The sequence below is a fragment of the Streptomyces sp. NPDC091282 genome (genome assembly GCF_044757385.1).
GTDB classification, from domain to species: Bacteria; Actinomycetota; Actinomycetes; order Streptomycetales; family Streptomycetaceae; genus Streptomyces; species Streptomyces gramineus.
Genome location: NZ_JBIVUX010000001.1, coordinates 424,202 through 446,332 on the forward strand (window position 1 = coordinate 424,202; position 22,131 = coordinate 446,332).

Consider the following 22,131-nt stretch of genomic DNA (forward strand, 5'->3'; position numbering starts at 1 on the left):
GGGTCCTGTGCGCGGGTACCGGTCGTGCGCGGCCGGTCGCGCCCGCGGGGCGGTAGCCGCACGTCGGCTACCGCCCCGCGCCCCTGCGGGGCGCGTCACAGCGCGGCCGGCTGCACTCTCGCCGCGTTCTGGGGGTTCTGGGCGGTCCGGGTGCCGCCGCCGAGGGCGCTGCCGGCCTGCCAGTCCTTCCAGGACAGGTTCCAGTCGCCGAAGCCGTTCCCGAAGTGCTCCATCTCCTCGCCGTTGGAGTTGACGACCTTCACCAGGTCACCCGGGTGGAAGGTGTCGAAGAACCACTCCGCGTTCGAGTTGTTCATGCCGGTGCAGCCGTGGCTGACGTTGGCGTACCCCTGGGACCCCACCGACCAGGGCGCGGCGTGCACGTACTCGCCGGACCAGGTCACCCGGGTGGCGTAGTAGACCGGGAGGTCGTACGAGTCCGAGGTGCCCTCGGCGATGCCGACCGTGGAGCCGCGCATGCGTACGAAGTACTGCTTCTCCAGGACGACCTTGACGCCGTTGCGGGTCTCGAAGCCCGGCTTGCCGGTGGTGATGGGGATCTGGTTGATCTCCTTGTCGTTCTTGTAGACCGTCATCTGGTGGGCGCCGGCGTCCGTGACGGCCAGGAGCTTGTCGCCCGTGGTGAGCTTCAGGGGCGCGGCCGCGCCGCCCCACAGGCGGTCGCTGATCCTGATGCCGTCCAGGTTGCTGCGCACCTGGACGGTGGCGTGCGCGGGCCAGTAGTCCTTGGGCCGGTAGTGGAGCTCCTTGTCGCTCACCCAGTACCAGGACCCCTCGACGGCGGGGACCGAGTCGACCCGCAGGCCGCGCTCCACGACGGCGCGCTGGGCCTTGTCCTTGACGGGCTGGTCGAGTTGGGCGGTGACGGGCTGGCCCACGCCGTACTCGCCCGCCTTGGGCCCGAAGGTGACCTTCAGCCGCTGCTGCGTGGTGGGCTTGCTGGTGGCGAAGGTGAGGGTCTTGCGGCCCGGTACGCCGTCCTCGTCCTCGGTGCTGACCTGGACCGTGTAGTGGGCGTCGGCGGCCAGCGGGGAGGTGCTGTGCCAGCGGCGCCCGTCGGCGTCGAGTTCGCCCGCCACGACGCGACCGGTGGCGTCCTGGGCCGTGACGTCCGTGATCCGGTCCTCGTCGCTCTTGGCGACGACCTCCAGCGGCTTGTCGGGATCGGCTCGCTTCCCGGCGCCGGTGGGGGTGTTGAAGGAGATCTGGTCCGCCGCGTCGTGCGGCTTCTCCGACAGGGGGTTGCCGCTGGATCCGCAAGCGGTGATGCCCGCTCCGAGGGCGGTCACCAGCAGGGCGCAGCTGACGACGGTGCGGGCGCACGGAGTCTGACTCATATGGTCACGTTATGAGACGTTTTCCGACCCGGCATGCCGGATGACCCGGACGGGTGACGCCACTGCGCCGAAGGCGGGAGCCGTCCCCGCAACGCCGGGAGCCCGGACCCTCCTGACGGAGGATCCGGGCTCCCGGTGCGTTCGGCACTGTCTACTGGGTGCGGTTCTCACCGCGGTAGTACTCGAACACCCAGCCGAAGAGGCCGATCATGATGATGGGCGCCGAGAAGTACAGCAGCCACCAGCCGACCGCGACACCGAGGAAGGCCAGCGCGCCACCGATACCGAGGGCGAGCGGCTGCCAGCTGTGCGGGCTGAAGAAGCCCACCTCGCCGGCCTCGTCCGCGACGTCGGCCTCCTTGTTGTCCTGGGCACCGGCGTCCACCCGCGAGGCCGTGAAGCCCAGGTAGAAGCCGATCATGATGCACAGGCCGAAGGCCATGAAGAGCGCCGTGGTTCCGGCCGCCTCCTTCGACCACACGCCATAGACGATCGCCATGGCGAGGACGAAGACGCTCAGCCACACGAACATGCGGCCCTGGATCTTCACTTGCCGGCCTCCTTGCTGCCCGCGACAGCGGCGGCGGCGTGGCCGTGCTCCAGCTGCTCCAGGGCGGCGATCTCAGGGTGGTGCAGGTCGAAGGCCGGGGATTCGCTGCGGATCCGCGGCAGGGTGAGGAAGTTGTGCCGCGGGGGCGGGCAGGAGGTCGCCCACTCCAGCGAACGGCCGTAACCCCACGGGTCGTCGACCTCGACCTTCTTGCCGTACTTGGCCGTCTTCCAGACGTTGTAGAGGAACGGCAGGATCGACAGGCCGAGCAGGAAGGAGCTGATCGACGAGATCGTGTTCAGCGTGGTGAAGCCGTCGGCTGCCAGATAGTCGGCGTACCGGCGCGGCATGCCCTCGGCGCCCAGCCAGTGCTGGACCAGGAAGGTGCCGTGGAAGCCGACGAACAGCGTCCAGAAGGTGATCTTGCCGAGGCGCTCGTCGAGCATCTTGCCCGTCATCTTCGGCCACCAGAAGTGGAAGCCGGAGAACATCGCGAAGACGACCGTGCCGAAGACCACGTAGTGGAAGTGCGCCACCACGAAGTACGAGTCGGAGACGTGGAAGTCCATCGGCGGCGAGGCCAGGATGACACCGGTCAGACCACCGAAGGTGAAGGTGATCAGGAAGCCGGTGGCCCACAGCATCGGGGTCTCGAAACTCAGTGACCCCTTCCACATGGTGCCGATCCAGTTGAAGAACTTCACGCCTGTCGGTACGGCGATGAGGAACGTCATGAAGGAGAAGAACGGCAGCAGCACACCGCCGGTGACGTACATGTGGTGCGCCCACACCGTCACGGACAGGCCGGCGATCGCGATGGTCGCCGCGATCAGGCCCATGTAGCCGAACATGGGCTTCCGGGAGAAGACCGGGATGACCTCGGAGATGATGCCGAAGAACGGCAGCGCGATGATGTACACCTCTGGATGGCCGAAGAACCAGAAGAGGTGTTGCCAGAGCAAGGCTCCGCCGTTGGCCGCGTCGAAGACGTGTGCCCCGAATTTCCGATCCGCCTCCAGCGCGAACAGCGCGGCGGCGAGGACCGGGAAGGCGAGCAGGACCAGGACGGCCGTCAGCAGCACGTTCCACACGAAGATCGGCATGCGGAACATCGTCATGCCGGGTGCGCGCATGCAGATGATCGTGGTGATGAAGTTGACCGCGCCGAGGATGGTGCCGAAGCCGGAGAAGGCCAGACCCATGATCCACATGTCGGCGCCGATGCCCGGCGAGCGGACCGCGTCCGACAGCGGCGAGTACGCGAACCAGCCGAAGTCGGCCGCGCCCTGCGGGGTGAGGAAGCCGCCGACCGCGATGGTCGAGCCGAACAGGTAGAGCCAGTAGGCGAACATGTTCAGCCGCGGGAAGGCGACGTCGGGCGCGCCGATCTGGAGCGGCATGATCCAGTTGGTGAAGCCCGCGAACAGCGGCGTCGCGAACATCAGCAGCATGATCGTGCCGTGCATCGTGAACGCCTGGTTGAACTGCTCGTTCGACATGATCTGCAGACCGGGGCGAGCGAGTTCGGCGCGCATGAGCAGCGCCATCACTCCACCGATCAGGAAGAACGCGAACGAGGTGACCAGATAGAGCGTTCCGATGGTCTTGTGGTCGGTGGTCGTCAGCCACTTCACCACGACATTGCCGGGCTGCTTGCGCCTGACCGGCAGCTCGTCAGCGTACGAGCCTTCAGCCGCGGCACCCTGGGGTTCGTTGAGGATGCTCACAGGTTGTTCGTCTCCCGGTTCTTCTCGTGGCTCGTCTGCGCGATGCCGGCGGGAATGTAACCGGTCTGCCCCTTCTTGACGAGGTCCTTGAGGTGCTGCTGGTAACGCTCAGGAGAGACGACCTTCACGTTGAACAGCATCCGGGAGTGGTCGACGCCGCAGAGCTCGGCGCACTTGCCGAGGAAGGTGCCCTCCTGATTGGGGGTCACCTGGAACGCGTTGGTGTGGCCCGGGACGACGTCCATCTTCATCAGGAACGGCACCACCCAGAAGTCGTGGATGACGTCACGGGAGGTGAGGACGAAGCGGACGGTCTCGCCCTTGGGGAGCCAGAGCGTCGGACCGGGGTTGCCGGTCTGCGGGTTCTTGACGCCCGGAGTGCCGACGTCGTAGACACCGCCGGCGGCAGCCGGGAAGTCCTTCTTGAACCGGTCCGGAATGGCGGCCAGGTTCGGGTCGGTCTTCGCGTCGCCGGTGACCCCGTCGACGGGCGTGACGTAGTTGAAGCCCCAGCTCCACTGGAAGCCCACCACGTTGACCGTGACGGTGGGCTTCTTGTCGGTGAGGCTGAGCAGCTTCGTCTCGTCACGCGCGGTGAAGTAGAACAGCACCGAGACGATGATGAGCGGAACCACCGTGTACAGCGCTTCGATCGGCATGTTGTACCGGGTCTGCGCCGGCACCTCGATCTTGGTGCGGCTGCGCCGGTGGAAGATGGCGCTCCAGATGATCAGACCCCACACCAGCACGCCGACGACAAGCGCGGCGGCCCAGGAGCCCTGCCACAGGGAGAGGATCCGCGGAGCCTCTTCCGTGGTCGGGGTGGGCATACCAAGGCGGGGGAAGTCCTTGTATGTGCATCCGGTAGCGGATGCCAGGACCAGGCCCGCGGTCATAGCCTGCAGCAGCTTCCGCCGCATCGGGCGCCGCGGCGAGCGGTCGGAGCCGTTGGGACTCACGTAGCGCCTTCCCGAGAGTCTCGCCCGCGCGGTTCGGCTGCGGCCTTCTCGCTGGTCGGTCGCCGCCCTGCGTCGGGCAGGGGTTTGGATGTTTATGCGGACCAAACCCTAGCCGACGCCCTCCGGGGGTTCGCGGGGAGGGGGGCATACGCGTCGCCTGTCACTCGGTTGGGGTGGGAATGGGCGCCCAATAGCTCGGGTTGTCGCGGTTTGACGGGCGGGTGCGGCGTGCGTTGTGGCTGGTCGCGCCCACGCGGCGGAGCCGCATACCGGCGCAGCCCCGCGCCCCTGATGTGCTTGCCCGCGTTCTAACGTTGCCGTGTGCCCTACTTCGACGCCGCGTCCGCCGCTCCCCTTCATCCCGTCGCCCGCCAGGCACTGTTGGCTTCGCTCGACGACGGGTGGGCCGACCCCTCCCGGCTGTACCGCGAGGGCCGCAGGGCCCGGATGCTGCTGGACGCCGCGCGGGAGGCGGCCGCCGAGGCCGTCGGCTGCCGGCCGGACGAGCTGACGTTCACCCCGTCCGGGACACGGGCCGTCCACACCGGCGTCGGCGGGGCGTTGGCCGGCCGCCGTCGCACCGGACGTCACCTGATCGTGTCAGCCGTCGAACACTCCTCGGTACTCCATTCGGCCGAGGTGTTCGAGGCGGAGGGCGGGACGGTGACCCGGGTGCCGGTGCGGCGCACGGGGGCGGTGGACCCCGGGTCCTACGCGGCGGCCCTGCGGTCCGACACCGCGCTCGCCTGCCTCCAGTCGGCCAACCACGAGGTGGGGACCGTGCAGCCGGTCGCCGCGGTCGCCGAGGCGTGCCGGGCGGCCGGGGTGCCGCTGCTGGTGGACGCGGCGCAGTCGCTGGGGTGGGGACGCGTCGAGGGCGACTGGTCGCTGCTGACGGCGAGTGCGCACAAGTGGGGCGGGCCGAGCGGAGTCGGGCTGCTGGTGGTGCGCAAGGGCGTGCGGTTCGCCGTCCAAGGGGCGTCGGACGAACGGGAGTCGGGCCGGGCGCCCGGTTTCGAGAACCTGCCGGCGATCGTCGCGGCCGCGGCCTCGCTGCGCGCGGTGCGGGCGGAGGCCGAGCAGGAGGCCCTACGGCTGCGGGAGCTGACGGCGCGGATCCGGGCGCGGGTGCCCCAGGTGGTGCCGGACGTGGAGGTGGTGGGCGACGCGGACCGGCGGCTGCCGGGTGTCGTCACCTTCTCCTGTCTCTACGTCGACGGGGAGACCCTGCTCCACGAGCTGGACCGCGAGGGCTTCGCCGTGTCCTCCGGATCCTCCTGCACGAGCAGCACGCTGACACCGAGCCATGTGCTCAGGGCGATGGGCGTGCTGAGCGAGGGGAACGTGCGGGTGTCGCTGCCGGCGGGAACGTCCGAGGAGGACGTCGACCGCTTCCTCGACGTGCTGCCGGGCGTGGTGGCGGGGGTGCGGGAGAAGCTGGACGCACCGCCGGTGACGTCGGCCGTCCGGACGGCGGACAGCCCCGAGGTCGTCGTGGACTCGCTGGGCAAGCGGTGCCCGATCCCGGTCATCGAGCTGGCGAAGGTCATCGGGAGCGTGCCGGTGGGGGGCCTGGTCCGGGTGCTGTCGGACGACGAGGCCGCACGCCTGGACATCCCGGCGTGGTGCGAGATGCGGGGCCAGGAGTACGTGGGTGAGGAGGCGGCGGAAAAGGGGACGGCGTACCTGGTGCGCCGGGTCGGCTGAGGCGCGTCGGCAGGGGCGCGGAGATCCGTGCGACCGGTTCCCCGCGCCCGCCGCCCGGCGACGTCAGACCAGGTGCCCGCGCACCTCTTCGGCGGCCTCGTCGCCGTACGCCTTGGTGAACCGCTCCATGAAGTGCCCGCGGCGCAGCTGGTACTCCTGCGTGCCGACGGTCTCGATGACGAGCGTGGCGAGCATGCAGCCGACCTGCGCCGCCCGCTCCAGCGAGACGCCCCAGGCGAGGCCGGACAGGAACCCGGCGCGGAACGCGTCGCCGACGCCCGTCGGGTCCGCCTTGCGCTCCTCGTCCGGGCAGCCGACCTCGATGGCCTCCTCGCCGGCCCGCTCGATGCGCACCCCGCGCGCGCCCAGCGTGGTGACCCGGTGGCCGACCTTGCCGAGGATCTCCTCGTCGCTCCAGCCGGTCTTGGTCTCGATCAGGCCCTTCTCGTACTCGTTGGAGAAGAGGTAGGTCGCGCCGTCGAGCAGTATCCGGATCTCGTCGCCGTTCATCCGGGCGATCTGCTGGGAGAAGTCGGCGGCGAAGGGGATGGCGCGGGCCCGGCACTCCTCCGTGTGGCGGAGCATGCCCTCCGGGTCGTCGGCGCCGATCAGGACCAGGTCGAGGCCGCCGATCCGGTCGGCCACCGTCTTCAGCTCGATCAGCCGGGCCTCGCTCATCGCGCCCGTGTAGAACGAGCCGATCTGGTTGTGGTCGGCGTCGGTCGTGCACACGAAACGCGCGGTGTGCAGGGTCTCGGAGATGCGGACGGAGTCCGTGTCGACGCCGTGCCGGTCGAGCCAGGCCCGGTATTCGTCGAAGTCGAAGCCCGCCGCGCCGACCAGGACCGGGCGGGTGCCGAGCTGTCCCATGCCGAACGCGATGTTCGCGCCGACGCCGCCCCGCCGTACGTCCAGGTTGTCCACCAGGAACGACAGCGAGACCGTGTGCAACTGGTCCGCGACGAGCTGGTCGGCGAAGCGGCCGGGGAAGGTCATGAGGTGGTCGGTGGCGATGGAGCCGGTGACTGCGATGCGCACGGCTGGGACTCTCCTGAGGGGAGGCGTGAATGACAGTTAACGCTACCGGGTCGGCCGGGGGCTCTGAAGGTGACAAAACTACCCGATAGTAGATCTTTCTTCGCGGCCCGGGGCGTGCATACGGTTCGTTCATGACGAACCTCAGGGTCCAGGCTTCCGCTCCGGCCGACCTCGACGGCGACCTCGCGTCGCTGCGCGGGGACTGCGCCCGGATGGCCCCGCACTGGGCGGTCCCCGATCACGGCGACACCCGTCCGGTGCCGCCGTCGCTCATCCACGGGGTGACCGTGCCGAAGAAGTCCGCCAGGCTGCTGGACGCGATGTCCGACTACGGGGACTGACGCGCCCGGCGCGTTCACGGGGAACCGCGCGCTCCCCTCCCGCGTCCCATCGCCGTCCCCCGTGCAGGGGAGGCGGGATACGACACGCGGCGAGGAGCGATGCGGTGAAGAGCGAGCGACCCGAGAACGACGAGGACGCGGCCGCGGGTGCCACCGGGGAGCCCGCGGAGCCCCAGGACACGGCGGAGCCGCCGCGGACACCCGGCACCGCGCGTCCCGCGCGGGACGCGACCGCCCCGGACGCGCCTCCCGCCGAGGCCCCGGCCCAGGACGCCACCGGCGACGACGACACCGCGACCCCCGAGCCCGCGGACGACGCCGAGCAGGCAGCCGCCGCCGACGCGGCACCGGCACCGTCCTCGGGGAAGGCCCCGGCCCCGGACGACGACTCCGCTCAGGACGCGGCCCACGACGACGCCGAGGTGGCGGCCCTCGCCGGCGCCGGCGAGGGCACCGGGGGCGAGTCCGGCCGTCCAGTCCGGCGCCGGTCTCCGCTGGTCGTCGTCTCCGTGGCCGTCGCCGTGCTGCTGGCCGGCGGTGGCGGGGCCTATGTCGCCGCGAGCGGCGGTTCCGGCGGCGGGGGCCGGGAGGGGACCGGCGCGTCCGGCGGCTCCGCTCCCCCGCCGCTCGCCCTGGACGGCTACTCCTCCGGGGGCAACGGCATCGCGCCGGGCGAACCCGACCCCTACGGCACGACCTACCGGGCGGACGGAACGCTCCCCGACGGCCCCGGCTCGGCCGCGGTGTACCGGCCGTCCGGCGAGGTCCCGAAGGACAGGGTGGCCGCGCTGGCGAAGGCGCTCGGGGTGGAGGGCGCGCCGGTCGCCGAGGGCCAGGTGTGGAAGGTCGGCACCGACCACGACGGCTCCGGCGGCAGCCTCCAGGTCAACAGGGACGCCGCGGGCATCTGGACGTACAGCCGCTACGCCCCCGGCACCGACAACTGCAAGGCCGGACCGGTGTGCGGCCGGGACCCGGGGGCACCGGCCCGGGCGCCGGTGAGCGTCGCCGCCGCCGAGAAGGCCGCCGCGCCGGTGCTCAAAGCGCTCGGACAGGACGGCGCGGAACTCGACGCGAGCCAGGTCATGGGCGCCCAGCGGGCGGTGAACGCCGACCCGGTCGTGGGCGGGCTGCCCACCCACGGCTGGACGACCGGGCTCACCGTCGGCGGGAAGGGCGAGGTCGTCGGCGGCAACGGGATGCTCGCCACGCCGGTCGAGGGCGACACGTATCCGGTGCTGAGCGCCGCGAGGACGCTCCGCCTGATGAACGCGGCGCCGCGGTCCGACCACCGGATGGGGATCGGGGGCTGCGCGAGTTCCGTACCGCTCAAGGACCGGCTGGAGCAGCCGTGCTCCGCCTCCTCGCCGTCCGCCTCCTCGGCCGTGGTCGACGGCGCGGTGTTCGGGCTGGCCGCGCACTCCGTGGGCGGCCGGCAGGCGCTGGTGCCGTCCTGGCTGTTCCGGGTGCGCGGCGCGGCGGACTCGTACACCGTGACCTATCCGGCGGTGGACCCGGCGTACCTGGCCTCCGCCGCCTCGCCGACGCCTAGTTCGTCCGCGGGCGCCCCGAAGGACGTGAAGGCGGACGGCTACACGGCCGACGGCCGTGACCTCACCGTCGCTTTCACCGGCGGGGTGTGCGCCGACTACGCGGTCACCGCGGACGAGAGCGCGGGGCAGGTGGCGGTGAAGGTGACCGCGACGCCCTGGCCGGACAAGATCTGCGTCATGATCGCCAAGCAGTACCACAAGACGGTGCGCCTCGACACGCCGCTGGACGGCCGGAAGGTGGTCGGCGCGGACGGCCGTGCGGTGCCCAAGGAGAGGGCGACCCCGCTCGACCCGCAGGTGGGCTGAGACGGACGAAGGCGGCGGCCCCTCGGGGAGGGACCGCCGCCTTCGTGCCGCTCGCCGTGCCGACGGCTCAGCTGAAGGAGTCGCCGCAGGCGCAGGAGCCGGTCGCGTTCGGGTTGTCGATCGTGAAGCCCTGCTTCTCGATGGTGTCGACGAAGTCGATCGACGCGCCGCCCAGGTAGGGAGCGCTCATGCGGTCGGTCACGACCTTGACGCCGCCGAAGTCCTTGACGACGTCCCCGTCGAGGGAGCGCTCGTCGAAGAAGAGCTGGTAGCGCAGGCCGGAGCAGCCACCGGGCTGGACGGCGACGCGCAGCGCGAGGTCGTCACGGCCTTCCTGGTCGAGCAGGGCCTTCACCTTGGCCGCGGCGGCGTCACTGAGGATGATGCCGTCGGTGGCGGTGCTGGTCTCGTCCGATACGGACATCTACATCTCTCCCGGGTTGTACGGAGACTGCTTGCCGACGAGTGCAACCGGCGGGTCCGCTGTTTCATTCCGGGCCGGCATTCGCGTTCTCGCGTTTTCTCTACTTCTTCATGCTCGCACATGCCCGAAGTCACGCGCAGTGCTCCGCCGACCACCCCGCGGCGGTCCCGTCACCAGCGCGTCGGCACCCCGTGGCCACTCCCCCGCAACCCTCCCGTACGGGGCCGGGATTCACGTCACATGGACACAATGGCCATCGTCAAAGTGACGTGAAGCGGTTATGATAGATAACGTCAGAACGACGAAAAGTAGAAAGGGTGCGTGTCGTGACCACCGCCCAGACCACGGAACTCGACGTACAGCCGAGCCCGCTCGCCCTGCTGCTGCTCGGCCGCGAGGCCGACCCGAAGAGCGAGCGGGGTGTCGAGTGTCCCGGCGACCTGCCCTCGCCGTCCGACCCGGACCTCGTCGCGCGCGCCCGCGCGGCCAAGGAGAAGCTCGGCGACAAGGTCTTCGTGCTCGGCCACCACTACCAGCGCGACGAGGTCATCCAGTTCGCCGACGTCACGGGCGACTCCTTCAAGCTGGCCCGGGACGCGGCCGCCCGCCCGGAGGCCGAGTACATCGTCTTCTGCGGTGTGCACTTCATGGCCGAGTCCGCCGACATCCTGACCTCGGACGACCAGAAGGTGGTCCTGCCCGACCTGGCGGCCGGCTGCTCGATGGCCGACATGGCGACGGCCGAGCAGGTCGCCGAGTGCTGGGACGTGCTGACCGAGGCCGGGATCGCCGACCGGGTCGTCCCCGTCTCGTACATGAACTCCTCCGCGGACATCAAGGCGTTCACCGGCAGGCACGGCGGCACCATCTGCACCTCGTCCAACGCGCAGCGGGCCCTGGAGTGGGCCTTCGAGCAGGGCGACAAGGTGCTGTTCCTGCCCGACCAGCACCTGGGCCGCAACACCGCGGTGCGGGACATGGGAATGTCCCTGGACGACTGCGTGCTCTACAACCCGCACAAGCCGAACGGCGGCCTCACGGCCGAGCAGTTGCGGGACGCGAAGATGATCCTGTGGCGCGGCCACTGCTCGGTGCACGGCCGCTTCTCGCTGGACTCGGTGAACGACGTGCGCGAGCGCATCCCGGGCGTGAACGTCCTCGTCCACCCGGAGTGCCACCACGAGGTGGTGGCCGCCGCCGACTATGTCGGTTCGACGGAGTACATCATCAAGGCCCTGGAGGCCGCGCCGGCCGGCTCCAAGTGGGCGATCGGCACCGAGCTGAACCTGGTCCGCCGGCTGGCGAACCGTTTCGCTCCCGAGGGCAAGGAGATCGTCTTCCTCGACAGGACGGTCTGCTTCTGCTCCACCATGAACCGCATCGACCTCCCCCACCTGGTCTGGGCCCTGGAGTCGCTGGCCGAGGGCAACCTGGTCAACCGGATCGAGGTCGACCGGGAGACCGAGGAGTTCGCCAAGCTCGCCCTGGAGCGGATGCTGGCGCTGCCGTAGCCGTACCGCCCTGCGTCACCCCGGGACGGGCTTCCGCTCGGGGTGCGCCGGGTCGAGGGTGAAGACGGTGCCGTCGGAGGTCGACAGGACCAGGGCGCCCCGGTTGAACCAGACGGTGGGCAGCAGGCCGCTGTTGCCCAGTACCTCGGCGCGGGCCGAGGACTCCCACAGGACCGTGCCCGCGGCCGTGTCCAGCGCGGCCACCCGGCCGCTCGCGCCGGCCATGTAGAGCGTGCGGCCGCTCGCGTCCACCGAGGCCTGGCCCGGCGTCTCCAGGGTGGTGTGGCTGTTCCACAGCTTCTTCCCGGTCGTCGGGGAGAAGGCGGTGACCAGGCCGCTGGAGGTGGCGAGGTAGAGCGTGCCGCGGGCCAGCGTGGGCAGCCCGCCCCGGTAGTGCTCGGGCAGCTCGGTCACCGACCGCCTGCCGGTCTCCGCGTCCGCCCGCACGATGCGGGTGTAGATCAGGTCGGGGCCGTTGTTCACGTCCTGGTCGTCCGATTCCAGGAAGACCAGCTGCTTGCCGAGCCTGCCGACGAAACTGCCGGTCCGGGCCGGCGAGTCCAGGGTGCGCACCGGGCCGTGGGCCGGGTCGACGGTGAAGAACCGCGTGGCCCGCGAGCCGTCCGCCTGGTCGCCGCAGTCCACGTAGGGAAAGTCACCGGCCGACAGCAGCGAGCAGAGCCAGCCGCGGGGCACCGGCACGGTCCTGCGCACGCTCCCGTCCCGCGCCGAGCGGACGGTGACGGCGCCGCCGTCGCCCTCCTGGGTCAGGGTCACCCCGTCGGCGTAGGCCGAGCCGAGGCTGTCGGTGCGGACCGGGCGGGACCAGATCCTCGTGCCGTTCCCGACGTCGAGCGCCATGACGGACTGCGCCTGTCCCGCGCCGTTGTCGGCGGTGACCTGGAGTTCGACGAGGACCCGGCCGTCGTCCACGCCGAGGACGGTCGTGATGAAGCGGTCGGCGGGGACGCCCGCGGGCGCGATCCCGGCCCGCCACAGCGTCCGGCCGGTGGTGGCGTCGATCCGGGTGGGGAGCAGGGCGGTGCCGCCGCAGTACACGGAGGAGCCGTCGGAGACGCAGGAGGGCGAGGTGTCGCCCTCGTAGCCGGGCGCCTTCGTCACCCCCCGTTCGGCGGTCGCGGACACCGTCGTCTGCCAGGGCTTCCAGCCGTCGGGCAGGGTCCCCCAGCGGGATCCGGGGGCCGCCGGGGAGCCGGTGCGCGTCTCGCCGTCGGCGTTCCAGGGGCCGGGCAGGAGGTAGCCGGTGAGGGCCAGGGCGGTCGCCGCGGCCGCGGCGAGCAGCAGCCGCGGGGCGCGGCGGCGCGGGCGGCGGGCGCGGAACGGCCCCGTGGTGTCGCCGGCCGACGGCGCGGTGCCGGGCCGCGCGGAGAGCGGCCGCAGGGTCGTCGTGTGCGGCTCGTCCGGCCCGGGTTCCGGCAGCGCCGCCGCGAACTCCCGGGCCAGTGCGTCGAGTCCGGGCCGGGCGGCGGGGTCCTTGGCCAGGCAGCGCTCCAGGACCGCGCGCAGCGAGCCGGTCACACCGTCCAGGACGGGTTCGTCGTGGACCACGCGGTAGCCGGTCAGGTAGGGGCTGTCGGCGTCGAAGGGGCCGCGTCCGGTGACGCAGTACACCAGCAGCGCGCCGAGCGAGAAGACGTCCGAGGCGGGACCGGCCGTACGGGCGTCGGTGAACTGCTCCGGCGACATGAACGGCGGGGTGCCGACCATCTGCCCGGTCTCGGTCAGGGTGTGGTGGCCCTCGGCGGCCCGGGAGATGCCGAAGTCGATGACGCGCGGACCGTCGTCGGCCATCAGGACGTTGGCCGGTTTCAGGTCCCGGTGCACGACCCCGGCCCGGTGGATGTCCCCGAGCGCCTCCACCAGGCCGAGGGCCAGCGGCCGCAGTTCGGTGAGGCGGAGCGCGCCCTGGGCCCTGATCCGGGCGGCCAGGGAGGGTCCTGGCACGTACTGGGTGGCCATCCACGGGGCGCGCGCGTCCGGGTCGGCGTCCAGGACGGGTGCGGTGAAGGCCCCGCTGACCCGGCGGGCGGCCTCGACCTCCTGCCGGAACCGGGCGCGGAAGACCGGGTCGCCGGCGTACTGGGCGTGCACCACCTTGACGGCGACCTCGCGCCCGGAGCGCGACCGGCCCCGGTAGACGATGCCCATGCCGCCGGCCCCGAGCCGGTCGGCCAGCCGGTACCCGCCGAGGGACCTCGGGTCGTCCTTGTGCAGCGGCACGCCGAAAACTCCCCTTCCCCGTCCTGCGGTTCGCGGCGCCAGCATACGGAACGGCCGCACGCGAACGGCCGGTTCCCGGGGGTGTCCCGGGAACCGGCCGTCGTGCGCGGTGGCGTTCCGGCCGCCGCGCGCGGGGGTGTCACACGCCCGCGGGCTGCGGCTCCTCCGCCTTCGGCGCGGCGTCCGCGTCCGTGCCGCCCCGCTTCGCCGCCCGCTTCGCCGCCCGGCGCTCCTTGCGGAGTTCGACCATCGCGTACAGCGTCGGGACGAGCAGCAGGGTGAGCAGCGTGGAGGTGATCAGACCGCCGATCACGACCACCGCCAGCGGCTGGGCGATGAACCCGCCCTCGCCGGTGACGCCGAGCGCCATCGGCAGGAGGGCGAAGATGGTCGCCAGCGCGGTCATCAGGATCGGGCGGAGCCGGTGCCGGCCGCCCTCGATCACCGCGTCGACCACGCCGTACCCCTGGCGCCGGTACTGGTTGACCAGGTCGATCAGGACGATCGCGTTGGTCACCACGATGCCGATCAGCATCAGCATGCCGATCATCGCCGGGACGCCCATCGGGGTGCCGGTGACGACCAGCAGGCCGATCGCGCCGGTCGCCGCGAACGGGATGGAGACCAGCAGGATCAGCGGCTGGACCAGCGAACGGAAGGTCGCCACCAGCAGCATGAAGACGATCGCGATCGCCGCCAGCATCGCCAGGCCCAGGTTCTTGAACGCGCTGTCCTGGTCCGAGGTGACGCCGCCGATCGAGGCCGTCGCACCCGCCGGGAGCTTCAGCGCCTTGATCTTGGACTGGAGCTGGCTGCTGACCGCGCCGGTGTTGTCACCGGTCGGCTTCGCCGAGACGGTCGCGGCGCGCTGGCCGTCGATCCGGGTCATCGAGACCGGCCCGTCCACCACCTTCACGGTGGCGATGTCGCCGAGCTTCACCGGGCCGAGCTTGAGGGCGCGGAGCTGGGCGAGGGTCTCGGCGGGCTTCGCCGACTTCACGACGACGTCCCGCTCGGTGTCGTCGAGGGTGGCCTTCGCGGCCGTGGTGCCCTTGACCGCCTGGGTGACGGCGGCGCCCAGCGTCTGGTCGTCGAACCCGGCCGCGGCGGCCTTGGAGTTGGCCTTCACCGAGATGCGCGGCACGCTCTGGGAGAGGTCGCTGGTGACGTCGGTGACGTCGTCGAGCTTCGCGACGGTGGCCCGGACCTGCTCGGAGGCCTTGCGCAGCACGTCCGCGTCGGCCGCCTTCACGACGACGCTCAGGTCCTGGCTGCCGAAGCCGTCACCGGCCGACACCGTGGTCGTCCCGACACCCGGCAGCTTGTGCAGGCCGTCCTCGATGGCGGTCTGCACCTTGTCGTACGACGCCGCGTCGTCCAGCATCACGGAGTACGACGCCTGGTTGGTGTCGGTGCCGCCGCCGAAGGCCGCCATGAAGCCGGAGGAGCCGATGGTGACCTGGTAGTCCTTGACCCCGTCGACGGAGGCGAGCAGCTTCTCGACCTTCTTCGCCTGCGCGTCGGTCGCGGCCAGGCTGGTGCCCGGCTTCAGCTCCTGCTTGACGGTGAGGACCTCCTGGTCGCCCTGGTCGAAGAAGTTGGTCTTCAGCGCCCCGGCCATGCCGAAGGTGAGGACCAGGACCACGACGGCGATCAGCACGCTGGTCAGGCGGCGCCGGGTCGCGAAGCGCAGGACGGGCACGTAGGCGCGCTGGAGCCGGCTGTCGGCCTCCTTCGCCTCGGCCGCGCGACGGGCCTCCGCGGCGTCCTCGGGGGTGCCCTTCGGGGCCCGCAGGAACCAGTACGACAGCACCGGTACGACCGTCAGGGAGACCAGCAGGGAGGCGAGCAGCGCGGCCGTCACGGTGATGCTGAACGAGCCGAACAGGGCGCCCACCATGCCGCCGACCAGGCCGATCGGCAGGAAGACGGCGACCGTGGTGAGGGTGGAGGAGGTGACCGCGCCGGCCACCTCGCGGACCGCGCCGATGATGGCGGCCTGGCGCTCCTCGCCGTAGCCGAGGTGGCGCTTGATGTTCTCCAGGACCACGATCGAGTCGTCGACGACCCGGCCGATGGCGATGGTGAGCGCGCCGAGGGTGAGCATGTTGAGGGAGAGGCCGCGGGTCCACAGCACGATGAGCGTGAGGACCACCGACAGCGGGATGGAGACCGCCGTCACCAGGGTCGAGCGGACCGAGGCCAGGAAGACCAGGATGACCAGGACCGCGAAGACCAGGCCGAGGGCGCCCTCGGTGGTCAGGCCCTTGATGGACTTGGAGACCGCGGGACCCTGGTCGCTGACCACGGTGAGGGTCGCGCCGGAACCGAGGTCCTGACGCAGCTTGGGCAGCTTGTCCTTGACCGCGTTCGAGATGGAGACGGCGCTGCCGTCGTGGTCCATGGTGACGTTCACGGCGAGGCTGGGACGGCCGTCGGTGCGGGTGATCGAGTCGGCCGGGGCCTCCCGCTCCGCGACCGAGGCCACGTCACCGAGGCGCACGGGCTTCGTGCCGCCCTGTCCGGTGACCCTCAGGTCCTTGATCTGCGCCAGCGAGGTGAGGCCGCCGCCGACCTGGACGGTGCGGTTGGCGCCGTCCTCGTCGAAGGAGCCCGCCGGCACGGTCGCGCCGGCCGCCTGGAGCGTCTGGGCGAGGGCGGCGGAGGTGAGGCCCGCCTTCGCCAGCTTCGCGTCCGAGGGGGTGACGGTGACCTGGAGGTCGCGCACGCCGGTGACCTGGACGCGGCCCACGCCGTCGATGCCCTTCAGGTCCGGGACGACCGTCTTGTCGAGCTGGTCGGCGAGGGCCTGCTGGTCCTTTCCGGAGGTGACGGCGAGCACCACGGTCGGCATGTCGTCCGTGGAGCCGGAGATGACCTGCGGGTCGACGTCGGCCGGGAGCTGGGCGCGGTTGACGGCCAGCTGGACGTCGGCCACCAGCTGCTTGGTGTCGTTGCCGTAGTCGAAGGACGCCATGATCACGGCGTTGCCCTCGCTCGCGGTCGAGGTGACGCCGGTGACGCCCTCGACGCCTTCGAGGTTGTTCTCGATCGGCTCGACGATCTGCTTCTCGACGACGTCCGGCGCCGCGCCCTGGTAGGGGGCGATCACGGACACCATGGGCAGGGAGATGGTGGGCAGCAGCTGCTGCTTGATCTGCGGGATCGCGATCGCTCCGAAGACGAGCGCGATCAAGGACATGAGGCCTATCAGGGCCCGCTGCGCGAGGCTGAATCGGGACAGCCAGGACATGGGTCAGGGTCTCTTTTCGGTGAGCTGCTGTGCGCGGAGCTGCGGAGCGGTGCGCGTGAGCGACGGACGAGCGGCACAGGGGGCACCTGTGAGCGCCCACCCCACCACCCTCACCCATGCGCGGCCCCCCTCCCGTAGGCCCTGAGTGCCGTCCTTCACCGGGCTCATACTCCCGGTGGAGTACGCGCGGGTGGAGGTCAGTCCATCCGCGGGCGGACCAGTCCCGACTCGTAGGCGATCACGACGAGCTGCGCCCGGTCGCGGGCGCCCAGCTTGGCCATGGCCCGGTTGACGTGCGTCTTCACGGTCAGCGGGCTGACTTCCAGGCGCTCGGCGATCTCGTCGTTGGAGTGTCCGCCGGCGACCTGGACCAGTACCTCGCGCTCGCGTGAGGTGAGCGCGTCCAGCCGCTCGGCGCGGGCCGGGTCGCGGCCGTCGGCTCCGTCGTCGCCCTGGGCGAGGAACCGGGCGATCAGGCCCTTGGTGGCGGCCGGGGACAGCAGTGCCTCGCCGCCGGCGGCGACCCGGATGGCGCTCAGCAGCTCCTCGGGTTCGCTGCCCTTGCCGAGGAAGCCGGAGGCACCGGCGCGCAGCGCCTGGACGACGTAGTCGTCGACCTCGAACGTGGTCAGGATGACCACCCGGACCCGGTCGAGGGACGGATCCTCGCTGATCATCCGGGTGGCGGCCAGCCCGTCGGTGCCCGGCATCCGGATGTCCATCAGGACGACGTCGGCCGCCGTCTGCCCGGCCAGCCGCACCGCCTCGGCGCCGTCGGAGGCCTCACCGACCACCTCCATGTCCGGCTCGGAGTCGACGAGCACGCGGAACGCGCTGCGCAGCAGTGCCTGGTCGTCGGCGAGCAGCACACGGATCGTCATGCGGAATCCCCCAGGGCGGCCGTGCGGCGGTCCGTACGGTCGTCGGCGTCGGTCTTGACGGGCAGGATCGCATGGACGCGGAAGCCGCCGCCGTAGCGGGGGCCGGTGGTGAGGGTGCCGCGCAGGGCGGTGACGCGCTCGCGCATGCCGAGCAGGCCGTGGCCGCCGCCTTCGGTGGCGGCGGACTCCGCGCCCTCGCCGGGGCCGTCGTCCAGGACGGTGACCTCGATGTGCGGTCCGACGCGTACGACGCTGACCTCGGCCTTGGCCTCGGGCCCCGCGTGTTTGCGCACGTTGGTCAGGGCCTCCTGGATGATCCGGTAGGCGGCGAGGTCCACGGCGGCGGGCAGGGTGGTGCCCTGGTCGGCGCGGGCCACCTCGACCTGGAGGCCGGCGTTGCGGAAGGTGTCGGCGAGCTCTTCGAGGCGGTGCAGGCCGGGCGCGGGTTCGGTGGGGGCCTCGGGGTCGCCGGACTGGCGGAGCAGGCCGACGGTGGCGCGCAGTTCGTTGAGCGCGGAGCGGCTGGCCTCGCGGACGTGGGCGAGCGCCTCCTTGGCCTGGTCGGGCCGCTTGTCCATGACGTGCGCGGCGACGCCGGCCTGCACGTTGACCAGGGCGATGTGGTGGGCGACGACGTCGTGCAGGTCCCGGGCGATGCGCAGCCGCTCCTCGGCGACCCGGCGGCGGGCCTCCTCCTCGCGGGTGCGCTCGGCGCGTTCGGCCCGCTCCCGGATGGCCTGGACGACGGCCCGCCGGCTGCGCACCGCGTCGCCCGCGGTGGCGCCGATGCCGGTCCAGGCGAAGATCGCGAGGTTCTCCTGGGCGTACCACGGCAGCGGGCCCGCGGCCATCGCGGCGGTGGTCAGCACGGTCATGGTGAGCAGGCCGGCCCGCAGGGTGGTGCGGCGGTCGGTGGTGGCGGCGACGGTGAAGAGGGCGACGACGGCCGCCATCGCGACGGGGGCGCGGGGGTCGCCGGTGACGCATTCGACGACGGAGGCCGCGCCGGTGACGGCGAGGACCGTCTTCGGGGCGTGCCGGCGGAAGACCAGGGCGACGGCGGCGAGCGTCATCAGGACCAGGCTGAGCGGGTCCGGGGTGCGGATGCCCCAGGCGACGCCGTGCGCGCCGTGCGGGACGGCGAAGGAGCTCACGACCATGCACACGAGAGCGCCCGCGGCGATGACCGCGTCCACCGCGAGCGGGTGGGCGCCGACGCGGCAGCGGGCTCTTTCGAAGGGGCTCACGGTGTGAACAGTACGGCGGCTCCGGGTGCGCCGGAACCGGCGCTCCGGCCCGCCGCCGCGGGTGCCGTTCGCGGGGGCTGCCGCCCCCGCACCCCCGCTTCGGCCTGAACGGCCTCGTCCTCAAGCGCCGGACGGGCTGATCAATGTGCGGACCGGCCTTCGTCCGCGGCCCCGGAGGGGGTGGGCGGGGATACGGGTCCGCCTTCGTCCGCGGGCCTCGGGTCAGGGGCCTCGGGTCAGCCCGGGATCAGGCCGTCGTCCCTCAGGAGTGCCCTGACCTCCTCCAGACTCGCGTCCGGGGAGGGGAGGATCAGGTCCGAGGGCTCCAGGGCGTCGTCCGCGAGCGGGCTGCCCAGCTCCCGGACCTTGTCCAGGAGGGCGGTCAGGGTGCGGCGGAAGGCCGCCTCGTCGCCGGACTCGGTCTCCGCGAGGAGTTCGTCGTCCAGCCTGTTCAGTTCGGTGAGGTGGCTGTCGGCCAGCCTCACCTGGCCCTCCCCCATGATCCTTACGACCATGTCGGCCATGTCGCCCTCCAGGCGTCGGCTACTGCTTGTCGAAGCGCGGGGTGTCCTGCGGCTGCTGCGCCTGCCGGTCCTGGCCGGCGCCGCCCTCGATGGCCTGCTGCGGCTGGCCGCCGGCCAGCTCCGCCTTCATCCGCTGGAGTTCCAGCTCCACATCCGTACCACCGGAGAGGCGGTCCAGCTCGGCGGCGATGTCGTCCTTGGCCATGCCCGTCGGGTCGTCGAGGGCGCCGGAGGCGAGGAGTTCGTCGATCGCGCCGGCGCGGGCCTGGAGCTGCTGCGTCTTGTCCTCGGCACGCTGGATGGCGAGGCCGACGTCGCCCATCTCCTCGGAGATGCCGGAGAAGGCCTCGCCGATGCGGGTCTGCGCCTGGGCCGCGGTGTAGGTGGCCTTGATGGTCTCCTTCTTGGTGCGGAAGGCGTCCACCTTGGCCTGCAGGCGCTGGGCCGCGAGGGTGAGCTTCTCCTCCTCGCCCTGGAGGGTGGAGTGCTGGGTCTCCAGGTCGGTCACCTGCTGCTGGAGGGCGGCGCGGCGGGACAGCGCCTCGCGGGCGAGGTCCTCGCGGCCGAGCGCGAGCGCCTTGCGCCCCTGGTCCTCCAGCTTGGAGGACTGCTGCTGGAGCTGGTTCAGCTGGAGTTCGAGCCGCTTGCGGGAGGTGGCGACGTCGGCCACCCCGCGGCGCACCTTCTGGAGCAGTTCGAGCTGCTTCTGGTACGAGTAATCGAGGGTCTCGCGCGGGTCCTCGGCCCTGTCCAGGGCCTTGTTCGCCTTCGCGCGGAAGATCATCCCCATACGCTTCATGACACCGCTCATGGGCTTCGCGCGCCCCCTTCTGACGGACTCCGGCTCACAGATCCTGCGACAGAACCCACAGTACGGGCCCTGCCTCCATTACCGCACTGTTCGGGGACCGATGCGCTCATCCCCAAGGACGACTGCCGACCGCTCCGCTCCGGCACAGGTAGGAGAGTGAACCCTGAGCGAAGCGTCTGCATCGTCCCCTCTGTCCCCCATGGAGACGTCCGGCGTTGCGGGATCGTTCCCCGCCGGACTAGGGCCCACACGCATCCACCCCGTACCCTTGGGTTTTGTGTTCCGTAGCCGTGCCAAGGAAGAGAAGGCCCCCGCCGACAAGGCGGCGGTGACCGACTCCAAGCAGACCCGTGACCCGCAGGCGCCCAAGGGCAGGCCCACGCCCAAGCGCAGTGCGGCCCAGACCCAGCGTCGCAGTGTGGCCAGCACGCCGACCAACCGCAAGGACGCGGCCAAGCGTCAGCGGGAGGACCGGCGTGCCGCCATGGAGCGGCAGCGCCAGGCGCTCGCCACCGGCGACGAGCGGTACCTGCCGGCCCGTGACAAGGGCCCGGTCCGCAAGTTCGCCCGCGACTGGATCGACTCGCGGTTCAACGTGGCGGAGTTCTTCCTGCCGCTTGCCGTGATCATCCTGGTCATGAGCGTCGTCAACAACGCGGCGATCAAGAACATCGCGCTGCTGCTGTGGCTGGTCGTGATCGTGCTGATCGTGCTCGACGCGGCGGTGAGCGGCATCCGGCTGCGCAAGCGCCTCACCGAGCGCTTCCCCGACCAGAACCGGAAGGGCGCCGTCGCCTACGGTCTGATGCGTTCCCTCCAGATGCGTCGGCTCCGGCTGCCCAAGCCGCAGGTCAAGCGCGGAGAGCGGCCCTGAGCGCAGAGCCGTTCACCGGGGGCGCGGCGAAGGCCTGGCTGGAGAAGCTGGGCGGACTGCGTGACGTCGTACGACAGGAGCTGGTCGCCCGGCAGCTCGACGAGCAGATAGCCGGCCGGTTCCCGGTGGGGCAGCGGCTGCGGGTGCTCGACGTGGGGATGGGACAGGGCACGCAGGCGCTGCGGCTGGCCCGTGCCGGGCACCAGGTGACCGGTGTCGAGCGCGAACCGGCGATGATCGCCGCCGCGCGCCAGGCCCTGGCCGGTGAGCCGGAGGGCATCCGCGAGCGGGTGCGGATCGTCGAGGGCGACGGCCGGGACACGGGCGTCCACTTCCTGCCGGGCGGTTTCGACCTGGTGCTCTGTCACGGCGTGCTGATGTACGTCGAGGAGCCGGACGCGCTGCTGGCCGGACTGGCCCGGATGCTGGCGCCGGGCGGGCTGCTGTCGCTGCTGGTGCGCAACGCCGACGCGCTGGCCATGCGGCCGGGGCTGAGCGGTGACTGGGCGGGGGCGCTGGACGCCTTCGACACCGTCTCCTACCGCAACCGGCTCGGCCTGGACGTGCGCGCCGACCGGCTGGCGGCCGTCACCGCGGCGCTCGCCGGCATCGGGGCGCCGCTGCACTCCTGGTACGGCGTACGGGTGTTCACGGACACGGCCCCGGACGGCGCCGGAGCGCCCGGGGATCTGGAGACGCTGCTGGCGGCCGAGGAGCGGGCCGGGCGGACCGATCCGTACCGCGCGGTCGCCGCGCTGCTGCATCTGTGCGGGGTCCGCGGCTGAACCCGCGGCGTGCTGCCCGTTCGGGTCAGCAGCACGCGCCG

18 protein-coding genes are annotated in these 22,131 nt (G+C 71.6%); 6 read left to right on the forward strand and 12 right to left on the reverse strand.

Annotated elements, in window-relative coordinates; all coding sequences use genetic code 11:
- Positions 1-95: 95 nt before the first annotated feature.
- The 4 genes from ACIQOE_RS01995 to coxB form a co-directional block, all read right to left on the reverse strand.
- A complete protein-coding gene (locus ACIQOE_RS01995; protein ID WP_365569952.1) occupies positions 96-1,358 on the reverse strand; it encodes an Ig-like domain-containing protein in 1,263 nt (420 codons plus the stop codon).
- A gap of 151 nt (positions 1,359-1,509) precedes the next feature.
- Positions 1,510-1,908 carry a cytochrome c oxidase subunit 4 gene (locus tag ACIQOE_RS02000; protein WP_351325277.1) on the reverse strand — a complete coding sequence of 133 codons (399 nt, stop codon included), beginning with the start codon at positions 1,906-1,908 and terminating at the stop codon, positions 1,510-1,512.
- Entirely contained in the window at positions 1,905-3,635 is a 1,731-nt protein-coding gene (gene ctaD, locus ACIQOE_RS02005; RefSeq protein WP_351325279.1) for a cytochrome c oxidase subunit I, read from the reverse strand. The genes ACIQOE_RS02000 and ctaD overlap by 4 nt, the downstream gene beginning before the upstream one ends.
- Positions 3,632-4,594, reverse strand: a complete 963-nt coding sequence (gene coxB / locus ACIQOE_RS02010) for a cytochrome c oxidase subunit II (RefSeq protein WP_351325281.1) — start codon at positions 4,592-4,594, stop codon at positions 3,632-3,634. The genes ctaD and coxB overlap by 4 nt, the downstream gene beginning before the upstream one ends.
- 321 nt (positions 4,595-4,915) lie before the next feature.
- Here coxB and ACIQOE_RS02015 point away from each other — a divergent pair, with 321 nt between their 5' ends.
- Positions 4,916-6,301 carry a cysteine desulfurase/sulfurtransferase TusA family protein gene (locus ACIQOE_RS02015; protein ID WP_401409013.1) on the forward strand — a complete coding sequence of 462 codons (1,386 nt, stop codon included), beginning with the start codon at positions 4,916-4,918 and terminating at the stop codon, positions 6,299-6,301.
- 63 nt (positions 6,302-6,364) lie between these two features.
- Here the strand turns inward: ACIQOE_RS02015 and ACIQOE_RS02020 are convergent, their stop codons facing one another.
- Entirely contained in the window at positions 6,365-7,339 is a 975-nt protein-coding gene (locus ACIQOE_RS02020; RefSeq protein ID WP_351325285.1) for a carbohydrate kinase family protein, read from the reverse strand.
- A 131-nt stretch (positions 7,340-7,470) separates the two neighbouring features.
- Here ACIQOE_RS02020 and ACIQOE_RS02025 point away from each other — a divergent pair, with 131 nt between their 5' ends.
- Together ACIQOE_RS02025 and ACIQOE_RS02030 are read left to right on the forward strand one after the other, a co-directional pair.
- Entirely contained in the window at positions 7,471-7,680 is a 210-nt protein-coding gene (locus tag ACIQOE_RS02025; protein WP_351325287.1) for a hypothetical protein, read from the forward strand.
- A gap of 104 nt (positions 7,681-7,784) precedes the next feature.
- Positions 7,785-9,539 carry a hypothetical protein gene (locus tag ACIQOE_RS02030; protein ID WP_401409017.1) on the forward strand — a complete coding sequence of 585 codons (1,755 nt, stop codon included), beginning with the start codon at positions 7,785-7,787 and terminating at the stop codon, positions 9,537-9,539.
- Positions 9,540-9,606: 67 nt separating this feature from the next.
- On the opposite strand, the gene ACIQOE_RS02035 is transcribed toward ACIQOE_RS02030, so the two are convergent.
- Positions 9,607-9,963, reverse strand: a complete 357-nt coding sequence (locus ACIQOE_RS02035; RefSeq protein ID WP_030951236.1) for an iron-sulfur cluster assembly accessory protein — start codon at positions 9,961-9,963, stop codon at positions 9,607-9,609.
- A 326-nt stretch (positions 9,964-10,289) separates the two neighbouring features.
- On the opposite strand from ACIQOE_RS02035, the gene nadA reads away from it, so the two are divergent.
- Positions 10,290-11,474 carry a quinolinate synthase NadA gene (nadA, locus tag ACIQOE_RS02040; RefSeq protein ID WP_401409020.1) on the forward strand — a complete coding sequence of 395 codons (1,185 nt, stop codon included), beginning with the start codon at positions 10,290-10,292 and terminating at the stop codon, positions 11,472-11,474.
- Positions 11,475-11,489: 15 nt separating this feature from the next.
- Here the strand turns inward: nadA and ACIQOE_RS02045 are convergent, their stop codons facing one another.
- The 6 genes from ACIQOE_RS02045 to ACIQOE_RS02070 form a co-directional block, all read right to left on the reverse strand.
- Positions 11,490-13,715, reverse strand: a complete 2,226-nt coding sequence (locus ACIQOE_RS02045) for a PQQ-binding-like beta-propeller repeat protein (RefSeq protein WP_401409023.1) — start codon at positions 13,713-13,715, stop codon at positions 11,490-11,492.
- Between the two features lie 139 nt (positions 13,716-13,854).
- The gene (locus tag ACIQOE_RS02050) at positions 13,855-16,968 is read right to left on the reverse strand and encodes an efflux RND transporter permease subunit (protein WP_401409025.1); all 3,114 of its coding nucleotides are present in this window, start codon (positions 16,966-16,968) and stop codon (positions 13,855-13,857) included.
- 197 nt (positions 16,969-17,165) lie between these two features.
- Positions 17,166-17,849, reverse strand: a complete 684-nt coding sequence (locus ACIQOE_RS02055) for a response regulator transcription factor (RefSeq protein WP_351325296.1) — start codon at positions 17,847-17,849, stop codon at positions 17,166-17,168.
- On the reverse strand, positions 17,846-19,096 hold the full coding sequence (locus ACIQOE_RS02060) for a sensor histidine kinase (RefSeq protein ID WP_362639407.1): 1,251 nt from the start codon (positions 19,094-19,096) through the stop codon (positions 17,846-17,848). The genes ACIQOE_RS02055 and ACIQOE_RS02060 overlap by 4 nt, the downstream gene beginning before the upstream one ends.
- 236 nt (positions 19,097-19,332) lie before the next feature.
- Complete coding sequence (locus ACIQOE_RS02065) at positions 19,333-19,611, reverse strand: hypothetical protein (protein ID WP_351325385.1); 279 nt, start codon at positions 19,609-19,611, stop codon at positions 19,333-19,335.
- A 28-nt stretch (positions 19,612-19,639) separates the two neighbouring features.
- Positions 19,640-20,431 carry a PspA/IM30 family protein gene (locus tag ACIQOE_RS02070; RefSeq protein ID WP_351325298.1) on the reverse strand — a complete coding sequence of 264 codons (792 nt, stop codon included), beginning with the start codon at positions 20,429-20,431 and terminating at the stop codon, positions 19,640-19,642.
- Between the two features lie 199 nt (positions 20,432-20,630).
- Between ACIQOE_RS02070 and ACIQOE_RS02075 the strand changes: the two genes are divergently transcribed.
- Entirely contained in the window at positions 20,631-21,305 is a 675-nt protein-coding gene (locus ACIQOE_RS02075) for a DUF3043 domain-containing protein (RefSeq protein ID WP_365569941.1), read from the forward strand.
- Between the two features lie 80 nt (positions 21,306-21,385).
- Positions 21,386-22,090, forward strand: coding sequence for a methyltransferase domain-containing protein (locus tag ACIQOE_RS02080; RefSeq protein WP_351325387.1), 705 nt, complete (start codon positions 21,386-21,388; stop codon positions 22,088-22,090).
- The last annotated feature ends 41 nt before the right edge of the window (positions 22,091-22,131 follow it).